A 16,107-nucleotide genomic window follows, 5' to 3' on the forward strand; every position below is an offset into this window, starting at 1 on the left:
CTTTATTTGTCCGTCTTATCTCCCGTATATTCAATCACGATGATGGCGCCCTTATTTTCCATTTCGGTAATTGGCTTGCCATCTTTACCAAGCGCATTACCGCCATTATCCGTAGCAACGTAGATTTTTATAGTATCTGGGCTTACGAGCACATTGCGGTAACGGTTATTAGTCTTGAACAATTTTTCTACATCGCCCTGAACCTGTTCACTTTTACCATCAAGTTTCACACGATAAATGGCACCATTCTTAAGAGTCGTAATGAGCAAGGAATTCTGCCACTCTGTAATCTTCCCGTCTGCCGGATAGTAGGCAACACTGGAAGGAGCAATAGTTGGCCACCCTACATAGTAAAGTGGTGCATAGGTTTCATCGGCAAAATCATAGCCATTGCGAACAACATTAAAGGATTTGAGCGGATCTTTAAGGTTCGGAGCATTAAAGTCTGTTTCCAACTGAATCGGAACGCCTGCCGGAATATTGTTTGAATCAAATTTTGCCTGCAATTCTTTGGAAGCCTGGGAATAGTTGGCGTAAACATAGGATTCATTATCTCTATAACCGGCCACATACGGCCAGCCATAGTTACCACCTTTTTCAATGAGATTCAGTTCATCATCCGTAGACGGACCATGTTCTGTGGCAAAGAGTTTATCACCAACAAAGGCCAGACCCTGGGTATTGCGGAATCCATAGGCATATACATGACTTTGGACACCATTTAATACAGGGTTATCTGAAGGAATGGACCCATCTACATTGAGACGCAAGATTTTGCCCGGATAGAGGCTATAATCATTAGCGGCTACCTGCTCTGCCGTTGGTAACATCTGTGCCTGGATTTCCTTGGCTACACGAGTGCCCTGATTATTCCCTTGGTCACCAATGGTGTAGTAAAGCTTACCATCCGGTCCAAAACGCAGACGACCGGAGTTATGGTCAACGCTAGCCGGCAAATTATCGAGGATACCCGTTTCATCACGAAGTGTTTCGGTCTTGGCATCATAGGTCATACGGACAATACGGGCATGCTTTTCACCATTTACTTCATACGTATAGGCCGTGTAGACATAGTTATTCCCTTTAAGGAACTGTGGATCCAAGGCGAGCCCCAGAACCCCTTGATGAGGCGGCGCTGCAACGGCATTATTAAAGGTGTAGAGCACCTTATGCTTACCTGTGTTTGGATCAACCTTCGAAATCGATTTTGCCTGACGTTCTGTTACCCACAACGAATTGTCCGGTCCCCAAAGGACTTCCCATGGAGAACCGAGGCCATCTACAAGGACAGTCGCCTTGAAAGGCGCTGCAATATTTACCTTGTCTCCATGTGCTGCTTCAGCCACCATATTAAAACCTGCTGTTGTTGTAATGGCACAAAGGCCACAAAGTACTAATGCTGCTAACTTCTTCATACGGTTCTCCTTTCACATAAAAGTCCTTCATACTTAGCTACTCTAATCAACTATATCCGACAAGAGATAGCCTGTAACCATCCTGAATCGTGAAGTCTTTCCGAATTTTGAGTCGGTAAGCTGTACTTCACATTTTATTCATATCTCTTATTATTATAAATAAAAAATAGTTACTTGTATACTGAACACCTAAGCGAAAGTGTCTATAGTTTATTTTATTGACTCTATCTCATATGATTCTTCAACTTTAGCCTTAGAATATTCTTCCGTAATATAAGGTACGTCTTCTTCTTTTAAGATATTGCCAATATGCATTGCCCGATTCTGTAATAGATTTTCTTCGTCAAGCAATAAATTTCTTAAGAACAATTCAAGGAATTCTGTTGTTTCGAAAACACCGTTTTTCAAATCGTTATAATTGGCCCTAACCAACGCATTTCTGAAATACCAAGCATTTTTGGCAAAAATATCGTTCGTAACGTCAAAACCCAATGTGCGCAAATATTTAATAAAAAATACAGCAGTTGTACGTGTATTTCCTTCGCCAAATACATGAATTTGCCACAAGCCGGCTACAAACGCGGCAAGATGGCGGATAATCTCATCCATCGACAGATTTTTATAGGAAAACTTTTTTTCTTGTGAAAAATCGTACTCCAGCGTCGCCCGTAGTTCTGAAGCACTGGCGTAAAGAACGGTTGCTCCGTTCAGCACCCATTCCTTTTTGGTAATATTATAATCACGATATGTCCCTGCATGAGGGTAGATACCGGTAAAAAGTTCTTTATGAATTACCATATACTCATTTGGGGTAAAGCTGAACGCACGTTCCGAAAGAAGTGCCGCAATACGAGCCGAAACCTTATCGGCTTCTTCCGTCCGATTCGACGCATCCGTGTTCGGCTTCTCCTCGTAATAATTTTGCAAAAGTTGCTGAGCCTCTTCAAAAGAAATCTCACCCTCAATATTTCGAATCGCCGTATCCAATAAATACTTTGAAGGCTGTAAGCCATCAACCGCCTGTAAGCCGATAGCCGTCTGCCATACATAACCTTTTTCACGCTTAGCCGGTTCGGATTCTCTTATATATTCTTTAAAGGGATCTTGGTCCGACACAGCTTTTGTGTTTTCAAAGGTATGTTCAATTGTATCTTCATACGATTTTTTCGGCACCATACATCACCTCATCATTAGATTAACATTGACTCATTTCAATCACTAATCTTCGACTCTCGTTATTAAAGCCACGGCCTCAACATGTGCCGTCATCGGGAACATATCCACCGGTTGCACGGTTTGCACTTCATAGCCGAGCTCACGAAGTACACAAATATCGCGTGCCATGGAGGCAGGATTACAGGATACATACACCATATGTTTCGGTTTCATGGTGGCCGCCGCTTTTAAGACTTCTTCTTTACAGCCCGCACGAATCGGATCAAATACAACCACATCGGCTTTAACACCGCGTTTTACAAGATTCGGCATTTCTTTCGCCGCATCAGCGGCAATGAATTCAACATTAGTAATACCGTTTCGCTTCGCATTAGCTTTAGCGTCCACGATAGCGGGTTCCACTATTTCAATGCCGATCACATGTTTCGCCTGTTTTGCCAAAAACAGAGAAATCGTACCGGTACCGCAGTACGCATCGATAACCGTTTCTTCACCGGTTAAATTAGCAAATTCCAACGCTTTTTTATATAATACGAGTGTTTGTTCCGGATTGACTTGGAAAAACGAATGCGGCGATAATCTGAATTTTAAATCATCAATCGTGTCGCTGATAGTTTCATCACCCCAAAGCAAGGTGCAGTCTCGACCCATGATTACATTCGTTTTGCGAGGGTTATGATTGAGTACAATACTCGTAACTTGCGGCAAGTTTTTGCGAATCTCAGAAATCCAGTAATCCGCTTGCGGTAAAGTTTTCGCTGTGCTAACGATGATAACCATCCAGCCATTTTCACCGATACGGCCGATAATGTGACGAATCACGCCCTCGCCGGTTACTTCATTATACGGGATGAGTCCGGTTTCACGGATTAATCGCTCACAAACAGTGGCAATCTGATTGTTCCCATCATTCTGAATGGCACAATTGGTGCAAGGCACAATGTCATGCGAGCCCATGGCGTAAAAACCCAGCACCGGTTTTAATTCATTAGCTACCTTCGCCTGAGTTTTGCCTGTTTCGCCCTTTAATTTAGTGGCAGAATCAACGCCCCAGCCTACCGGAATCTGCATTTTATTCCGATAATGCCATGGTTGCTTAGGCCCTAACGCAGGCTGTACTAAATCCGGATCGGTTTTGCCAATACGCTCCATAATATCGCGCACTTTCTGGGTTTTCAAACGCAATTGTTCTTCATAGGTCACATGTTGCAAGGTACAACCGCCACAAGTGCCGTATACCGGACAAACCGGTTCAATACGATGTGGCGACGGTTCTAAAATATCCACCAACGTCCCCACCGCATAATTCTTTTTCACCAGCGTAATGCGGGCGCTGATAAGTTCCCCGGGGAGGGCAAACGGTACAAATACCGTAAAGCCTTCATAACGGCCCACGCCTTCGCCGCTGTTACCTAAACTTTCAATTGCAATTTCATAGACTTGGCCCTTTGCTACAGGCACATTCTGTTTCATGATGATTATCCTTTCTCACTGTAAGAAAATTTAAAATTACTTAGTTCTATTATACAACAAATGTTGGTAACGAATCCCAAGCCCCTCTTATAAATAGGCAATAGAAACTATAAATTTTCAATGCTTTATAAAAGAATACATAGTACTATTTCTTTTTATGGCTTTCTAATTCAAGTATATACTTATCAAAATCAGACAAGAACAGCTTATCTTGTACTACACGATATTTTTCAAATTCTGTCTCCGCTTTTTCTTTGGCAATTTCTGCCGTAATCCTTCCTGCATCCTGAAGAATCATTCTATCATCTGCCATTAAAAATAAGTCAAGGCGTTTTGACCAATCTTCCATAGTCATTGGTATATGACGTTCTGCTCGGTCCTCTGCTAAGTCCAAATAAGCAGAAACAATACGTTCCAATGAACGCATTTCTTGTTCACTTAAATAATTCTTAGCAATACTCACATCACTTTTTACGATTTTGCCATTTGGAGCTGCTGCCCACGTAGTAAGTCCCATATGTGGTTTCTCTGCATCAGCCCTCTCATAAATTAACTCTGCCGCAGTATGCCCATGTACTGCAAAATGCATTTTATTCTGGACTTTGGCAAAAAAACTCTTTGTCGTTTTTGCTGTACGATCATAATCAAGTGCCGTTGCATAAATATCTGTTATCTTTTGATAAAATCTTCGTTCGGATAAACGAATCTCACGAATCTCTTCTAATAAACGGTCAAAATACTCTAATGTAAGTACCGAACCACTATTCTTTAAACGTTCATTGTCCATGACCCAGCCTTTAATTGTATAGGCTTTGACAATACTATTGGCCCACTTACGAAACTGTACTGCACGCTCATTATTTACTTTAAAACCTACAGAAATAATCATTTGAAGATTATAATGCTTTGTAGTCCGTGTAACTTGACGTCCCCCTTCAATTTGAACTATCCGGAATTTCCGGATAGTTGATTCTTCCTCAAGCTCCGAATCTAAATAGATATTTTTTATATGCTCATTAATAGTACGTACATCCACATTATACAATGTAGCTATCATCTTCTGTGTTAACCATATATTTTCATCTTCGTAACGCATCTCAATACTATCTTGTGCATCACCAATAGTCGCAACATAAGTTAGATATTCTGCAGCACTGGAGCGAATATTTATATTATCCTTCTCCTTTTTCAAATCAATTCTTCCTCCCTATAACCAATTCTTTTTACTATGAATTATACACGTAATCTGCTTATTAATTATCATCGTTATCAAATCTAATGGTACTCATTTATTAGTTCTATTATACAACAAAATACACGGAATCCGTGCATTTTTAAGAGGATTTACCTTAATGCACAGCTACCGTGTATTTGAATATTTGTCTATATGAAATTTTCTCTAAAACAACTGTTTCAATAATTTTTCGTACTCACTATATACCGCCGGATTGTATGGCGACAAAGTTTCTAAAAACGCCTGATTGTGTTTCTTATGAATTTCAATTTGAGCATCGTAATTGTTAATTACGTCGAGTAATACATCGGCCCCTCGTTGAGCATCAAATTCCGGATAGTAAAAACCAACGCCCGCATCAAGCAAAATCGGCGAATTATGCACTAACGGATAATTGCCATAAAGGGCTTCGTAGTAAGTATAATTAAGCCCCAGTTCCCACTGAAAAGCCAGCATAATATCGGTGTAACGCGACAAAAAGTACGGCAATAGATGTCTAGTTTCAACGGTCATAACATTGTTTTTTACCAGTGTGGTATAACCGATAAAATTGTGAAAACCGGAAATATCTCGTACATCATAGGTGTTACACAAATACACGTGGGAAATAGCCTCCGGATCTTTTTTATAGGCGGCCTCGGCAATGAGGACCGGCGTATAGCAATTTTTTAGAACCGATATATTCGGCTCAATCACGGTTATGCGACGGCCCCGTTTTGACTTGTCGGGATTATAACCAAAACTCAAACCGTCTTGCAGGTTAGCCACTTGTCGGTCAAAAAAGAATGGGCTCCACACATGTGGCACTTTGTAAGCTTTTGTGCCGGTCATGACTTCCAAATAGTCTTTGTTAGTCTTATATACTTGCGGTATTAACCAGACTTGATCAAACGTGCAACCGTTAAAACCGCGACCGCCATCCTTTTTATTCACGAATTTTTCCATATCCATGATAAAATCGCTACCCATGCGGAAAGTAACAATTTTAGCGCCATATTTGCGGAATTCTTTTTCATACTTTGGTTCTAACGTAAGCGTACCTTCAATCAAGACATCAGTCGTTTTCACAACTTCTTCGTATGGGAAAATATCGACGCCCATAGCCTCGATTTCCAGTTCTTTAGGCAATGTCTTTAAATCATTCCCCCAGAACACGAAGTATACATCGTCAACACCGTCAATTTGGGCGAGCATTTCACGTAAAAAATACATATTTTGACCGGCCCCATTGGACCATATGTGTTTGTACGTTGATCCCCAGAAAAATGTGATGCCGATGCGAAGCCCTTGTCTGTTTGAGTTATTTCCACTATTATTCTTACCTAAACCCATATAAATATCCTTTTTGTTATTCATCGTAACTAGATTAAAATATGATGTATTTTATATTAATATATCACATATTATAGCTTACATAACGCTTTTTTCCGTAAAACTTTATTCAAATACACAAATCGTTTATTTGAATTCTATCTCCCAAGACGTTGGTTATTAAAAACCTTTGACTTTAAATAGATAAGTAGCTACAATAAAAGTGAGCAAAAGTAATACAACTATACCGATTAATAAAAGGAGGTCTTCCATGTTCGAATCGCTTTTCGCAGAGTTAAAACTGCAAAACACAGACAGAACTAACGAATACATCGCAAAAGTAGAAGATATACTCAAACCGTTCGCCATCGCGAGTTTTCAGGACTCCATATTTATAGTGGCTTTAACGCTGGTAAGCAAAGTAGATAATTCAAGAATCAAAACCGCCTTTTTTCAGCTCAAATCTCAGCTAAACGACTCTTTTGTCACCAAAGCGCTGGAGTCGGCGGCAGACTATTATCAAAGCAACAATCCGGAGTCATACGGCCCGATGTATTCAGCCCTACGAAGCTGCACTGCTCTGCAACTGCTAACTTATTTGATGTTTGCCGATCCTAACGGCAAAAAAGACGCCGCTTTCGACAGCGGCCGCAGCCTAAACAGGTTGCTCGTCGAACTTGTAAAAAACGAAACGTCCATCTACGATTGGGGCTTTGGTTACGGGCAATTCCTACTATCCGCCGCACTATACGGCAACGCGCAATCGCTAGAGGGAATCGAAATCAATCCGGAGTGCTATGTCGTTACCAAACTCAGACTGTCCCTCCTACCACACGAGCCAACTATTAAATTGCACTTTGGCAATATGTTTTACGAAGAAGACAGACATCGAAGTATTTTTAATAACTTCCGCGATGTTTCTGCCAAACAACCGCATTCCGCTATCATCCATCCTCCATTCGGTGTCATGATTGATGAGTTTTTTGAAAATAACAAAGGTCTTCGAGTACCGACATTGCCCCGCTTTGCTGAAATTATGGGGCCCAGCGCGTATAAGAGCGAATGGCCTTTTATACTGAGAGCCTTAGATGATTTAGCTGATGAAAAGCGACTCTACGCTATCACTACTAACGGAGCTGCCTCAACGGAAACATATAGCGAAATCCGGCGAAATTTAGTGCAACAAGGATTAGTAGAATGTGTTGTCCAATTATCTGAAAACCTATTACCGGGCACAAATATACCGTCAATATTATGGATTTTTTCAAAATACAATGAAACAGTCCGTATGATTGATGCCGGCGAGTTCAGAACAACCGGGCGGCGCAAATCCAGTCTGTCTGCCGAGGATATTGAAGATATCATCTATTTAATTACCAATCGAAGTCATGTAGACGAACTCGCCCCAAAATACCGGGGAATCATTAATTTTGTATCCCCTAAAGAGTTGGCCGAATCCAACTATAATCTCGCCCCGTCGCGCCATTTGGGCGAAACCTTCCCGGCGACGGAACATATTTTTTTAAAAGACGTATGCAAAATTAACCGCGGCGTTCTATTAAATGCCCAAGAACTGGACGAACTGGTGACCGATGATAATTCGGTTAAATATATTACCCCTAAAAATTTAAACAACAATGTCATCAGTCTTACGGAAATAACCTCGCTGGCAGAAACAGACGAGATTTTGAAAAAAAAGTCCATCGACGACAACACTATTGTCATGAGCAAATTACTGCCGTTTAAAACCGGCTATGTGACAACTGTGGAAAATAAAAAAGTATTTTCTAACGGCAACACCTATTTTTTGCAAATCAACAAAGCAAAAATTAATCCGCTCTTTTTATGGATGTATTTAAATTCGGCTATGGCAAAAAAACAGCTGGATCAACTTTCACGCGGCACTAAAACCAGTACATTAAGCATTAGCGATTTAAAAGAGTTAAAGATTCCTTTAATTGAGCCCGCCGTACAGGATAAACTGGTGGATAAATATAAAAAACTATTAAAAAAAGAACGCCAGATTCAAGAAAGTTTAAACACCTTGAAAAAAGAAAAGGAACAGCTCATCGAGACTGTCCTGTAGTAGTACAAAATATTAAAGGGAGGTTATGCACTATGAAATTGTACGAACACTCGTTCCGCGATGTATTTCACCAATTTATACTGCTGCCACTCGAGCCCGATGACTCGAAATTTTCAGAAATTATAGCCAATTTTCCTAACGCCGAAGAGGCCAATGCACTACTTCTCTACGGCTATATCGACCACGAAGCGGGGCTCACCTTTGAAGTCCTATGTGCCGCGTTTCACGACAACGAAACGACAACCTTATTTGCCGGCACCGATGAAATCTCAGTCAAACTTCGCTCTGAATCAATCGGCGAAGAAGAGATTATTTTACTTAACAAGTTGGCTGCGGATATTTACGATGAAAAAGTTGAGCAAATCCATGATTTCTACAAAGCTTCAAAAGGTGTAGAATTATGTCGCAAAATTAAAGAGTTGGACCCCTATCGTCATTTCGACTATCCCGATGATGTAGCCGTCATATTCTACGACGAGGAAAAAGAGCCTGAATATTGTTGGGTCCGCTGCGAAGATTGTCGCCCTCCACGTTTCTTTGGAACCTTATTAAACGAACCTCAAAACATCCCCGATATTCACAAAAACGAAAAAGTAGTCTTTAATCTACTGGAAGTCAAAGACGGATTTTTCGCTGCTGTGTTTATACGGTAATTTCCAAAAACCTATAATAACATAAATAAAAAAGGCCCCTGCAAGGGCCTTTTTATTTGGCAAAATACCGGAAACATGCACCGGCCAACGGTCTATTATTATATCAATCACGTTCGCCAAACCGTTTTCTACGTTCTCTCGGTTCAAGGATATATTCATTGATTCCTTTAAAAATAGCAATGGCAACCCATATAGGTATTGACCATACGTTAAATATGGCCGTTGTTATAATGAATAATGTCATTATAATGATAAATTGCATAATAGGCTCCCCTTCCCCCAACATACACAAACAATAATCCCTTATCCTTAGTATTCATAAAAAAATCAACGATATTAGCCGCAATTTCTAACATTTCTGTCGATTCTTCCTTAGAGCTGCCTCCTCAACTTCAAAATCAGCCGCTCTTTGGTACAAAGCATCTAATTCTTCTTCAGTTAAATTTGACAATTCTTCATAAGAAACGCCTAAACATGTTTTCATAACTTCACGCTCTTGTTGAGTTAAATCTCTCATAGCAGCCTCCCTGCTGCTTGCGCTAAATTATACTCTATATAATGTCAGTATACTGTTTTCTATCTATTTGTGTAAACAAATTAATTGTTCAAACATTTACTCATAAATAATAACCAAAAAGATCCCTCTGCCTGATATAAAAAAACAAAAGGTTCCTCTTATATATAGCAATTCAGAATTGATTCAAAGTCCCACTCACATCTTTTAATAATAACTTCTACAAAAACAATTACTCACAATAACATTCTAAATATATTTACTGCATCACAAAAATATATTTTATCCAATTTGTAACTTAACAATCATTTCATTAATAATAGAGTGAATTTCTTCCAAATTTATTATAAACCACTCTTTCACAGTTACGTTCTTTCCATTCGGAGCTATCAGAGACAAATCTAATCTATTACTTGCTAACATATGATGCATATAATTTTCCACTTTTCGAGCATCTACATTTTGTATTTCAAAGGCACAAACAAGAGTAACAGGTGCAAACAAATAAGTTGCTTCATTTATAGAATTCGCAAGTCGCTGCTTAATATTTTTAGCAAAACCTATTTTATAAAGATTCGGCATTTTTAAGAAACGGGTATCATTACCTGCATACTTAACAACATATATATATCCCGTAGTAATACTCAGACTATTCTCATTCAATATTTCGTCACTTTTTGCAGTTATAAAGCGTCCATTACGTTTCTTATCATAAAGAGAAGATATCAAACTTAATAGCTTCATATCATTCTTTGTACCATTTTCAAAAATTGCACAAACTCGATCATTACGATTAGTCGATACTAATTTGGGCTTACCTGATTCAGTATCATAAATTTTATCAATATAAAGCATAATGCCATTATCTATATAAAAATTCCCTTGCTTAATTGGATTCCTTTTGCTAATTTTATTTCCACTAGTAATATTATCGAAAGCTTTAATTTCTCTACGCCCCTCCGATAAATCAACTCGTACTTGAGAAAAAATCTTTTTAAACTTATCAAACTCCGGTCCCATTTTCTTTCGTTGACTAGACTTAATTTTAGCAGCAACAGTTCGTTTATAACGTTTATTAGAAAAAAGACGATTATCCATATCCAAATTTTCAAATAAACTATCATCTGATAAAATATCACTTAAATCATCATGCATTCTCTCCACCACCTAGCAAATTAAGAATGTCATACCCTTTATACTTTTCCCATTGACTTGGTTTATTCCTTATCCCCTTAAGTCTCGAATAAAGCTTACGTTCTATTAAATTTCTTGACAGCTTTGGCTCTCTTCCATTCTCTTTAATCCAATTTACAATCTCCTGAAACTTTTCAATCTCAGGATCCAATGGTATATTACGTTTAGGTTTTATTTCTGCAACTAATTTATCAAAAATATCATCTGCAAAAACATCTTCCAAAGTTGCAAAATTTTCTATCATTGCATACTCTCCTGTTTTAATTGTGCAAGCTTTGCAAGGGCATAATAAAGTCGTTGTTCATCAAGATCTTGAGCATCACGTCTAGGAGCTCGCCCTTTTTCTCTTTGAAATTCTTTTATCTGCGGGTAAAGCATCCTCAGTTCATCATTAGTAAATTCAAATTTTTTTGCATCAAAAGCTCTGGAAATTAATTGTAAGGTTTTAGTATCTACATCACGAGAAATAACTTCATAAGCGGCTTGGAACGGATTAACACTATCAATAAGATCAATACTCAAATCATCTATATTAATAAATTTATCAGCCATTTTGAGCAACTGATTATTATCTTTATCTTTCTTCGCGTTGGTTAAAGTAAGATCCGCAACAGTATATTGCCGAACTACCTCTACCTCTTGCTGAGTTAAATCTGGATACATAGTAGCAATCACTCTAGGAATCAGTTGTTTATTTATTGTTTTCCCATCTGCCCCCGCTGAAATAGCAGCTTGAACTACACCATCTTGTAGAATCGATGCTTTTAATTCGACCATATCTTGTTCAATAATTTGTTTTACCCTGCTAGTTGATGGTTTTGATAAACCACGAAGGAATATATCTGCACCATTCAAACTCTTATTCTCTTTATCTTTAGGTTTAAATTTAAAAACTGGTGCTAAGACACTTTCCATTAGCAAACTTGCCGTAATCGCCTTCATAATATTATTAACGGAAAATTGAACCTCCTCACTATCAGCGTCAGGTTCTGCTATTAAATTTGTAAATATAGCCTCTGTCTTGTTAAACGAATCTCGAGTAATACGGCCTATAATTTGTACAATTTCTGTCAAACTTGATCTATAGCCAATTGTTAATGCATATTCAGCAAAAGGCCAATCAAACCCTTCTTTTGCCATACCAAGCGCAATAATTATATCTAATTCTTCGACTCTATCCATCTGAACCAAATAAGCGGCAACTTTATCTCGTCCATCCTCTGTAACTAAATCCGCAACTTTAAGAATTCTTCCACTCTTAGTCTTAATATAAATTATACCATTCTCATCTTGCCTCAAGTACGTGCCAAGAGCATCTAAAATTAAATCTACTTCTCCATATTTATCTTTTGTGGACTCTCCTGAATTCACATTAGGGATATGAATAATTGTCTTCTTATTAATAAACTCATCTACTATTTCTTTCAATGCATCAATATATTGACCACGATAAAATTTATACTCCATCGCAAAGGACTTAAGATAATTATATCCTTCTAACTGTTCATAATAAGTGTATGTTACTCGATTAAAAAGCTGTTCATCCTTGGGCTCTAAAATCGGTACTGAATCGCCTCTAAAATACGACCCCGTCATAGCAAAGACATGTGCTTTTGAATTCCGAAGAACATCTCGTAACACTATTCCCAATATCGAGTTATCTTCCTGTGACACATGATGAAATTCATCAATCACCAGCAAACAATAATCAAAATAACTAACATCTAATTGTTCAAAGGCATATCTAAGTGTTGCATGAGTTGCAATAAGTATATTATCAGATGGATCCGTAGATTTCATAAAATCGATAAATGCACCAACCTTACTTTGCGCACTTCCTACTGAGGTTAAATTATTTTCATCTTTTACTACCCAATCCCAATAAAACCCATACTGAGTAAGATTAGTTGTTCTAAAAGATTTACCTATAGATTTCTCAGGTACAGCAATAATGACTTTCTTTATTCCCTGATTATTCAATTTATCCAGTGCAACAAACATAAGTGCCCGAGATTTACCAGATGCAGGCGGCGCCTTTACTAAAAGATGTTGAGAATTTCGCTTTTCATAAACCCGGGCTTGCATTTCTCGCATTCCTAAATTATTAGTATTTACAGATGTTCCTTTTTGACCATATCTAATTTCAAAAATTTTACTCATTGCTTATCTCCCTATACCTTCTAAGCAAATAACTCAATCTTTCTTCATCAGAAGAGAACGGCGTTTCCTTATATGCACGTTCTACAATTTCATCTAATTTCTGATGTGCATCACGAAGGAGTTTCGGCATTGTATCTTTATGATATAAAATTGCTAAACTTCCTCCTAACTCCTCACGCAAATCAAGAATCTCAAAAATCTGGTCCTCAATCATTTTTTTTCGTTTCAACGAGAGTTCTGGAACTGGAAATGTATTATATACTAATCCTGTAGAGTAACGATAATCAGTTTTTAGTTTACCTCCAACTGCACATACCCAAATCATATGAATTTTTGATTGTAATAACCCAAGCAACCATACGGGCGCACCGTAAATTGTTATAACCGCATCTGAAACCATTGTTTCATTATTATCTAAAATATCCATGGGAATATATTCTCTATTTTCTGATGAAACTCTAGGAATCAAAATTACTTGCCCTGTAAAATCTTTTGTCTCGCCAAATTTCCATGGCGTTTTAGCTAATTCTTGTGTCGGTTTCGACGTTGATGATAATCGATATTGTTCAACACGCTTAATCCGTTCAGATATTACAGGATTATTAGCAAATTTTCTATATTCTTTTTGATTCATAAACAAGGCATACCTATATGTGCCATGAATAAATTCTTGGCCATTGATATACTTCCTAAACAATGGTCTTATTTCTGGAAAAGCATTTATAGCGTCCTGATATTCCGCCACTTCAAAAATCAACCCTCCACCATCATAGCCACCATTTCCTCGGCTCATAGGTGGTAAGCCTGACAATGACTTCCTACTATTATGAACTATAATATTATTACCATTTGTTAGATAAGGGCTTATATTACTTACTATAACTCTATTATTATTCTCATCAAAAAGTTGCTTTTCCTTTCTCGTATTTTCCAAATTTGATAAACCAACTATGGCAACTGTTACTCCTGCATTATTTGCAGCAGAATTTCCCCACTTAAAAGAACTATATGCAAAATCTATTGAGATACTCTTTAATAATGGTTCCCAAATTATTGCAACCTGTTCTCCTTGAAATACTGAGTTAGTAGTCACATAAGCAAGCTTAGAATTTGCAGAATCGATAAATTTAGCACCTTAAAAAAACCAACCAGCAATATAATCCATTTTTCCAACATTACTCGCTAAATTAGTAGCTATCTTAAGATCAGCCTTTTGCTCTTTGGATTGTAAACTTGAACCAATATAAGGTGGATTTCCAATCAAATAAACCTCATCATTTTTATCATGAGGCAGTATCTCACTCCAATCCAATCTAAGTGCATTACCTTGCGTAATATTTCCTGCATCATGCAATGGAAGAAATGGTGCTTTTAAATAGATTTCCCTCTCAGCTTCTAAATTCATCTGATATTCTGCAATCCACAAAGATAATCTAGCTACTTCATGAGCAAAGTCATCTAATTCAATACCATAAAAATGGCTAAGATTAATTTTAGATGCCTCAAAAAAATTGACAGTATTATCCTTCCGAATCTCACGCATAGAACGGAGAAGCTTAATTTCTAATCGTCGAAGCGCTTTATAAGTAATAATAAGAAAATTACCTGATCCACATGCAGGATCTAAAAATTTAATTTTAGAAATACGTTCATATAAACTTGATAATTCATTTAAATAATTAGCTCTATTTTCACGGCGAGTCCGCTCTGTTATGTTCTTATCTTCATTATTATTAACTTTTTCAATTATATCTTGATAACTCTTTTCTAACTCATCTAAAAAAAGAGGTCTTATCACTTTCATAATATTCTCTACACTAGTATAGTGCATACCTGATACCGCACGTTGTTCTTTACTAGCTACAGTCTGTATCATTGCGCCTAAGATATCAGGATTTATTTCATTCCAATTTAAAAGCTCACCTGCTTCTAAAATTAGCTTTCTAGTTTTTCTGTCAAAGACCAATTCTGTATGAGCCTGGGTAAAAAGCTTTCCATTCACATAAGGAAAATCCTGCAACCATTTATCTTGGCTATCACGTTCAGAGATATCAAGGCTTGAAAAAATTATATTAAATAAATTATTTAAATCAGATCCATCTTCAGCTGATCGCATTTTTATAGCCGAAGTCAAAATTCCTTTTGGCATAATTTCTGTATCTTCAGCAAATAGTAAAAATAACAATCGAATTAAAAATAGATTAAATTCTTTTTCTTTTACTGTCTGATCATCAAACTGATTAATCTTTTTTAATTCATCATATAAACGAGTAAATCTCTCTGCGGCTTTAATATCTGCAGGATTTTCTCTACTATAATCAATTCTTTCAACACCATTCCAAGGTAAGAAAAAATCAACATATATAGGTAGCTCTTTAAATTTAATATTCAAAGTATCGGCGTTCATCAAATCTTTAGCTGCCAGTTCATGAAAATCAGTGACAATAATAAACCGTGGCTTGGACCGACGATTATTTAAACTACTCTCAATTTCAACTACCTTTGCGACAACAGATTGATCCTTCTGAATTTCCATAAACAGAACTTTATTTCGCACTTCAAACTCATGATTTTTTTTTATCCGTGTTAATGTCGACTTTGGAAAGTCATATAAAGCTAGAAAGTCATAAAAGAAAGTTGTTTTATCCAAATTATTAACCAATGCTTTGGCGCCATCTTCTATTGAGACAATATCTAATTTTCCCATAATTAATACCTTTCTTCATTTATGCACTTTTACACTCAACCTTTATTACACCTACTGTATAATTATTAACAACACATAATTGGTCACCATATATCGCAACCACCTATTTAAAGATTCTTACCACCATCTAAAATTTTATGTAGAAAAAATTATACTTTTATCACTTAGTAACTAATAATAATGG

The 16,107-nt window shown here is 37.4% G+C and carries 13 protein-coding genes and 1 pseudogene; 2 read left to right on the top strand and 12 right to left on the bottom strand.

What is annotated here, in order from left to right; genetic code table 11:
- Positions 1 to 2 precede the first annotated feature (2 nt).
- The 5 genes from EO124_RS05145 to EO124_RS05165 form a co-directional block, all read right to left on the bottom strand.
- On the bottom strand, positions 3 to 1,415 hold the full coding sequence (locus EO124_RS05145) for a glucose/sorbosone family PQQ-dependent dehydrogenase (protein ID WP_127058632.1): 1,413 nt from the start codon (positions 1,413 to 1,415) through the stop codon (positions 3 to 5).
- Positions 1,416 to 1,625: 210 nt separating this feature from the next.
- Positions 1,626 to 2,591, bottom strand: coding sequence for a Fic family protein (locus EO124_RS05150; protein ID WP_127058633.1), 966 nt, complete (start codon positions 2,589 to 2,591; stop codon positions 1,626 to 1,628).
- A gap of 42 nt (positions 2,592 to 2,633) precedes the next feature.
- The gene (gene rlmD, locus EO124_RS05155) at positions 2,634 to 4,064 is read right to left on the bottom strand and encodes a 23S rRNA (uracil(1939)-C(5))-methyltransferase RlmD (protein WP_127058634.1); all 1,431 of its coding nucleotides are present in this window, start codon (positions 4,062 to 4,064) and stop codon (positions 2,634 to 2,636) included.
- Positions 4,065 to 4,209: 145 nt separating this feature from the next.
- Positions 4,210 to 5,256: a virulence RhuM family protein gene (locus EO124_RS05160; RefSeq protein ID WP_127058635.1), complete on the bottom strand. Its 1,047-nt coding sequence runs from the start codon at positions 5,254 to 5,256 to the stop codon at positions 4,210 to 4,212.
- A 207-nt stretch (positions 5,257 to 5,463) separates the two neighbouring features.
- Complete coding sequence (locus EO124_RS05165; protein ID WP_127058643.1) at positions 5,464 to 6,630, bottom strand: DUF2827 family protein; 1,167 nt, start codon at positions 6,628 to 6,630, stop codon at positions 5,464 to 5,466.
- 250 nt (positions 6,631 to 6,880) lie between these two features.
- Here EO124_RS05165 and EO124_RS05170 point away from each other — a divergent pair, with 250 nt between their 5' ends.
- Together EO124_RS05170 and EO124_RS05175 are read left to right on the top strand one after the other, a co-directional pair.
- Positions 6,881 to 8,695 (top strand): N-6 DNA methylase, encoded by a 1,815-nt coding sequence (locus EO124_RS05170; RefSeq protein WP_127058636.1) that lies wholly within the window; start codon positions 6,881 to 6,883, stop codon positions 8,693 to 8,695.
- A gap of 32 nt (positions 8,696 to 8,727) precedes the next feature.
- Positions 8,728 to 9,348 (top strand): DUF2314 domain-containing protein, encoded by a 621-nt coding sequence (locus tag EO124_RS05175; protein ID WP_127058637.1) that lies wholly within the window; start codon positions 8,728 to 8,730, stop codon positions 9,346 to 9,348.
- Between the two features lie 209 nt (positions 9,349 to 9,557).
- On the opposite strand, the gene EO124_RS10165 is transcribed toward EO124_RS05175, so the two are convergent.
- The 7 genes and pseudogenes from EO124_RS10165 to EO124_RS10405 all read right to left on the bottom strand — a co-directional run.
- A complete protein-coding gene (locus EO124_RS10165) occupies positions 9,558 to 9,704 on the bottom strand; it encodes a hypothetical protein (RefSeq protein ID WP_164726552.1) in 147 nt (48 codons plus the stop codon).
- Positions 9,698 to 9,865 (bottom strand): hypothetical protein, encoded by a 168-nt coding sequence (locus EO124_RS10170; protein WP_164726553.1) that lies wholly within the window; start codon positions 9,863 to 9,865, stop codon positions 9,698 to 9,700. Before EO124_RS10170 ends, EO124_RS10165 begins: the two co-directional genes overlap by 7 nt.
- 279 nt (positions 9,866 to 10,144) lie before the next feature.
- Positions 10,145 to 11,017, bottom strand: coding sequence for a GIY-YIG nuclease family protein (locus EO124_RS05180; protein ID WP_127058638.1), 873 nt, complete (start codon positions 11,015 to 11,017; stop codon positions 10,145 to 10,147).
- Positions 11,010 to 11,300, bottom strand: coding sequence for a hypothetical protein (locus tag EO124_RS05185; protein WP_127058639.1), 291 nt, complete (start codon positions 11,298 to 11,300; stop codon positions 11,010 to 11,012). The genes EO124_RS05180 and EO124_RS05185 overlap by 8 nt, the downstream gene beginning before the upstream one ends.
- On the bottom strand, positions 11,297 to 13,216 hold the full coding sequence (locus tag EO124_RS05190) for a DEAD/DEAH box helicase (protein WP_127058640.1): 1,920 nt from the start codon (positions 13,214 to 13,216) through the stop codon (positions 11,297 to 11,299). The genes EO124_RS05185 and EO124_RS05190 overlap by 4 nt, the downstream gene beginning before the upstream one ends.
- Positions 13,209 to 13,430 (bottom strand): type IIL restriction-modification enzyme MmeI, encoded by a 222-nt coding sequence (locus EO124_RS10400; protein WP_338142094.1) that lies wholly within the window; start codon positions 13,428 to 13,430, stop codon positions 13,209 to 13,211. The genes EO124_RS05190 and EO124_RS10400 overlap by 8 nt, the downstream gene beginning before the upstream one ends.
- A 33-nt stretch (positions 13,431 to 13,463) precedes the next feature.
- A pseudogene (locus EO124_RS10405) lies at positions 13,464 to 15,923 on the bottom strand (DNA methyltransferase); the annotation flags it as partial.
- Positions 15,924 to 16,107 lie beyond the last annotated feature (184 nt).

The sequence above is a fragment of the Veillonella ratti genome (assembly GCF_003992115.1).
GTDB lineage: Bacteria > Bacillota > Negativicutes > Veillonellales > Veillonellaceae > Veillonella_A > Veillonella_A ratti.

Bases quoted from the DNA above. Each gene is read 5' to 3' on its own strand.
- EO124_RS10165 (WP_164726552.1), bottom strand. From the start codon at position 9,704: ATGTTAGAAATTGCGGCTAATATCGTTGATTTTTTTATGAATACTAAG.
- EO124_RS05165 (WP_127058643.1), bottom strand. From the start codon at position 6,630: ATGGGTTTAGGTAAGAATAATAGTGGAAATAACTCAAACAGACAAGGG.
- EO124_RS05150 (WP_127058633.1), bottom strand. From the start codon at position 2,591: ATGGTGCCGAAAAAATCGTATGAAGATACAATTGAACATACCTTTGAA.
- EO124_RS05185 (WP_127058639.1), bottom strand. From the start codon at position 11,300: ATGATAGAAAATTTTGCAACTTTGGAAGATGTTTTTGCAGATGATATT.
- rlmD (WP_127058634.1), bottom strand. From the start codon at position 4,064: ATGAAACAGAATGTGCCTGTAGCAAAGGGCCAAGTCTATGAAATTGCA.
- EO124_RS10170 (WP_164726553.1), bottom strand. From the start codon at position 9,865: ATGAGAGATTTAACTCAACAAGAGCGTGAAGTTATGAAAACATGTTTA.
- EO124_RS05145 (WP_127058632.1), bottom strand. From the start codon at position 1,415: ATGAAGAAGTTAGCAGCATTAGTACTTTGTGGCCTTTGTGCCATTACA.
- EO124_RS05190 (WP_127058640.1), bottom strand. From the start codon at position 13,216: ATGAGTAAAATTTTTGAAATTAGATATGGTCAAAAAGGAACATCTGTA.
- EO124_RS10400 (WP_338142094.1), bottom strand. From the start codon at position 13,430: ATGATTGAGGACCAGATTTTTGAGATTCTTGATTTGCGTGAGGAGTTA.
- EO124_RS05175 (WP_127058637.1), top strand. From the start codon at position 8,728: ATGAAATTGTACGAACACTCGTTCCGCGATGTATTTCACCAATTTATA.
- EO124_RS05170 (WP_127058636.1), top strand. From the start codon at position 6,881: ATGTTCGAATCGCTTTTCGCAGAGTTAAAACTGCAAAACACAGACAGA.
- EO124_RS05180 (WP_127058638.1), bottom strand. From the start codon at position 11,017: ATGCATGATGATTTAAGTGATATTTTATCAGATGATAGTTTATTTGAA.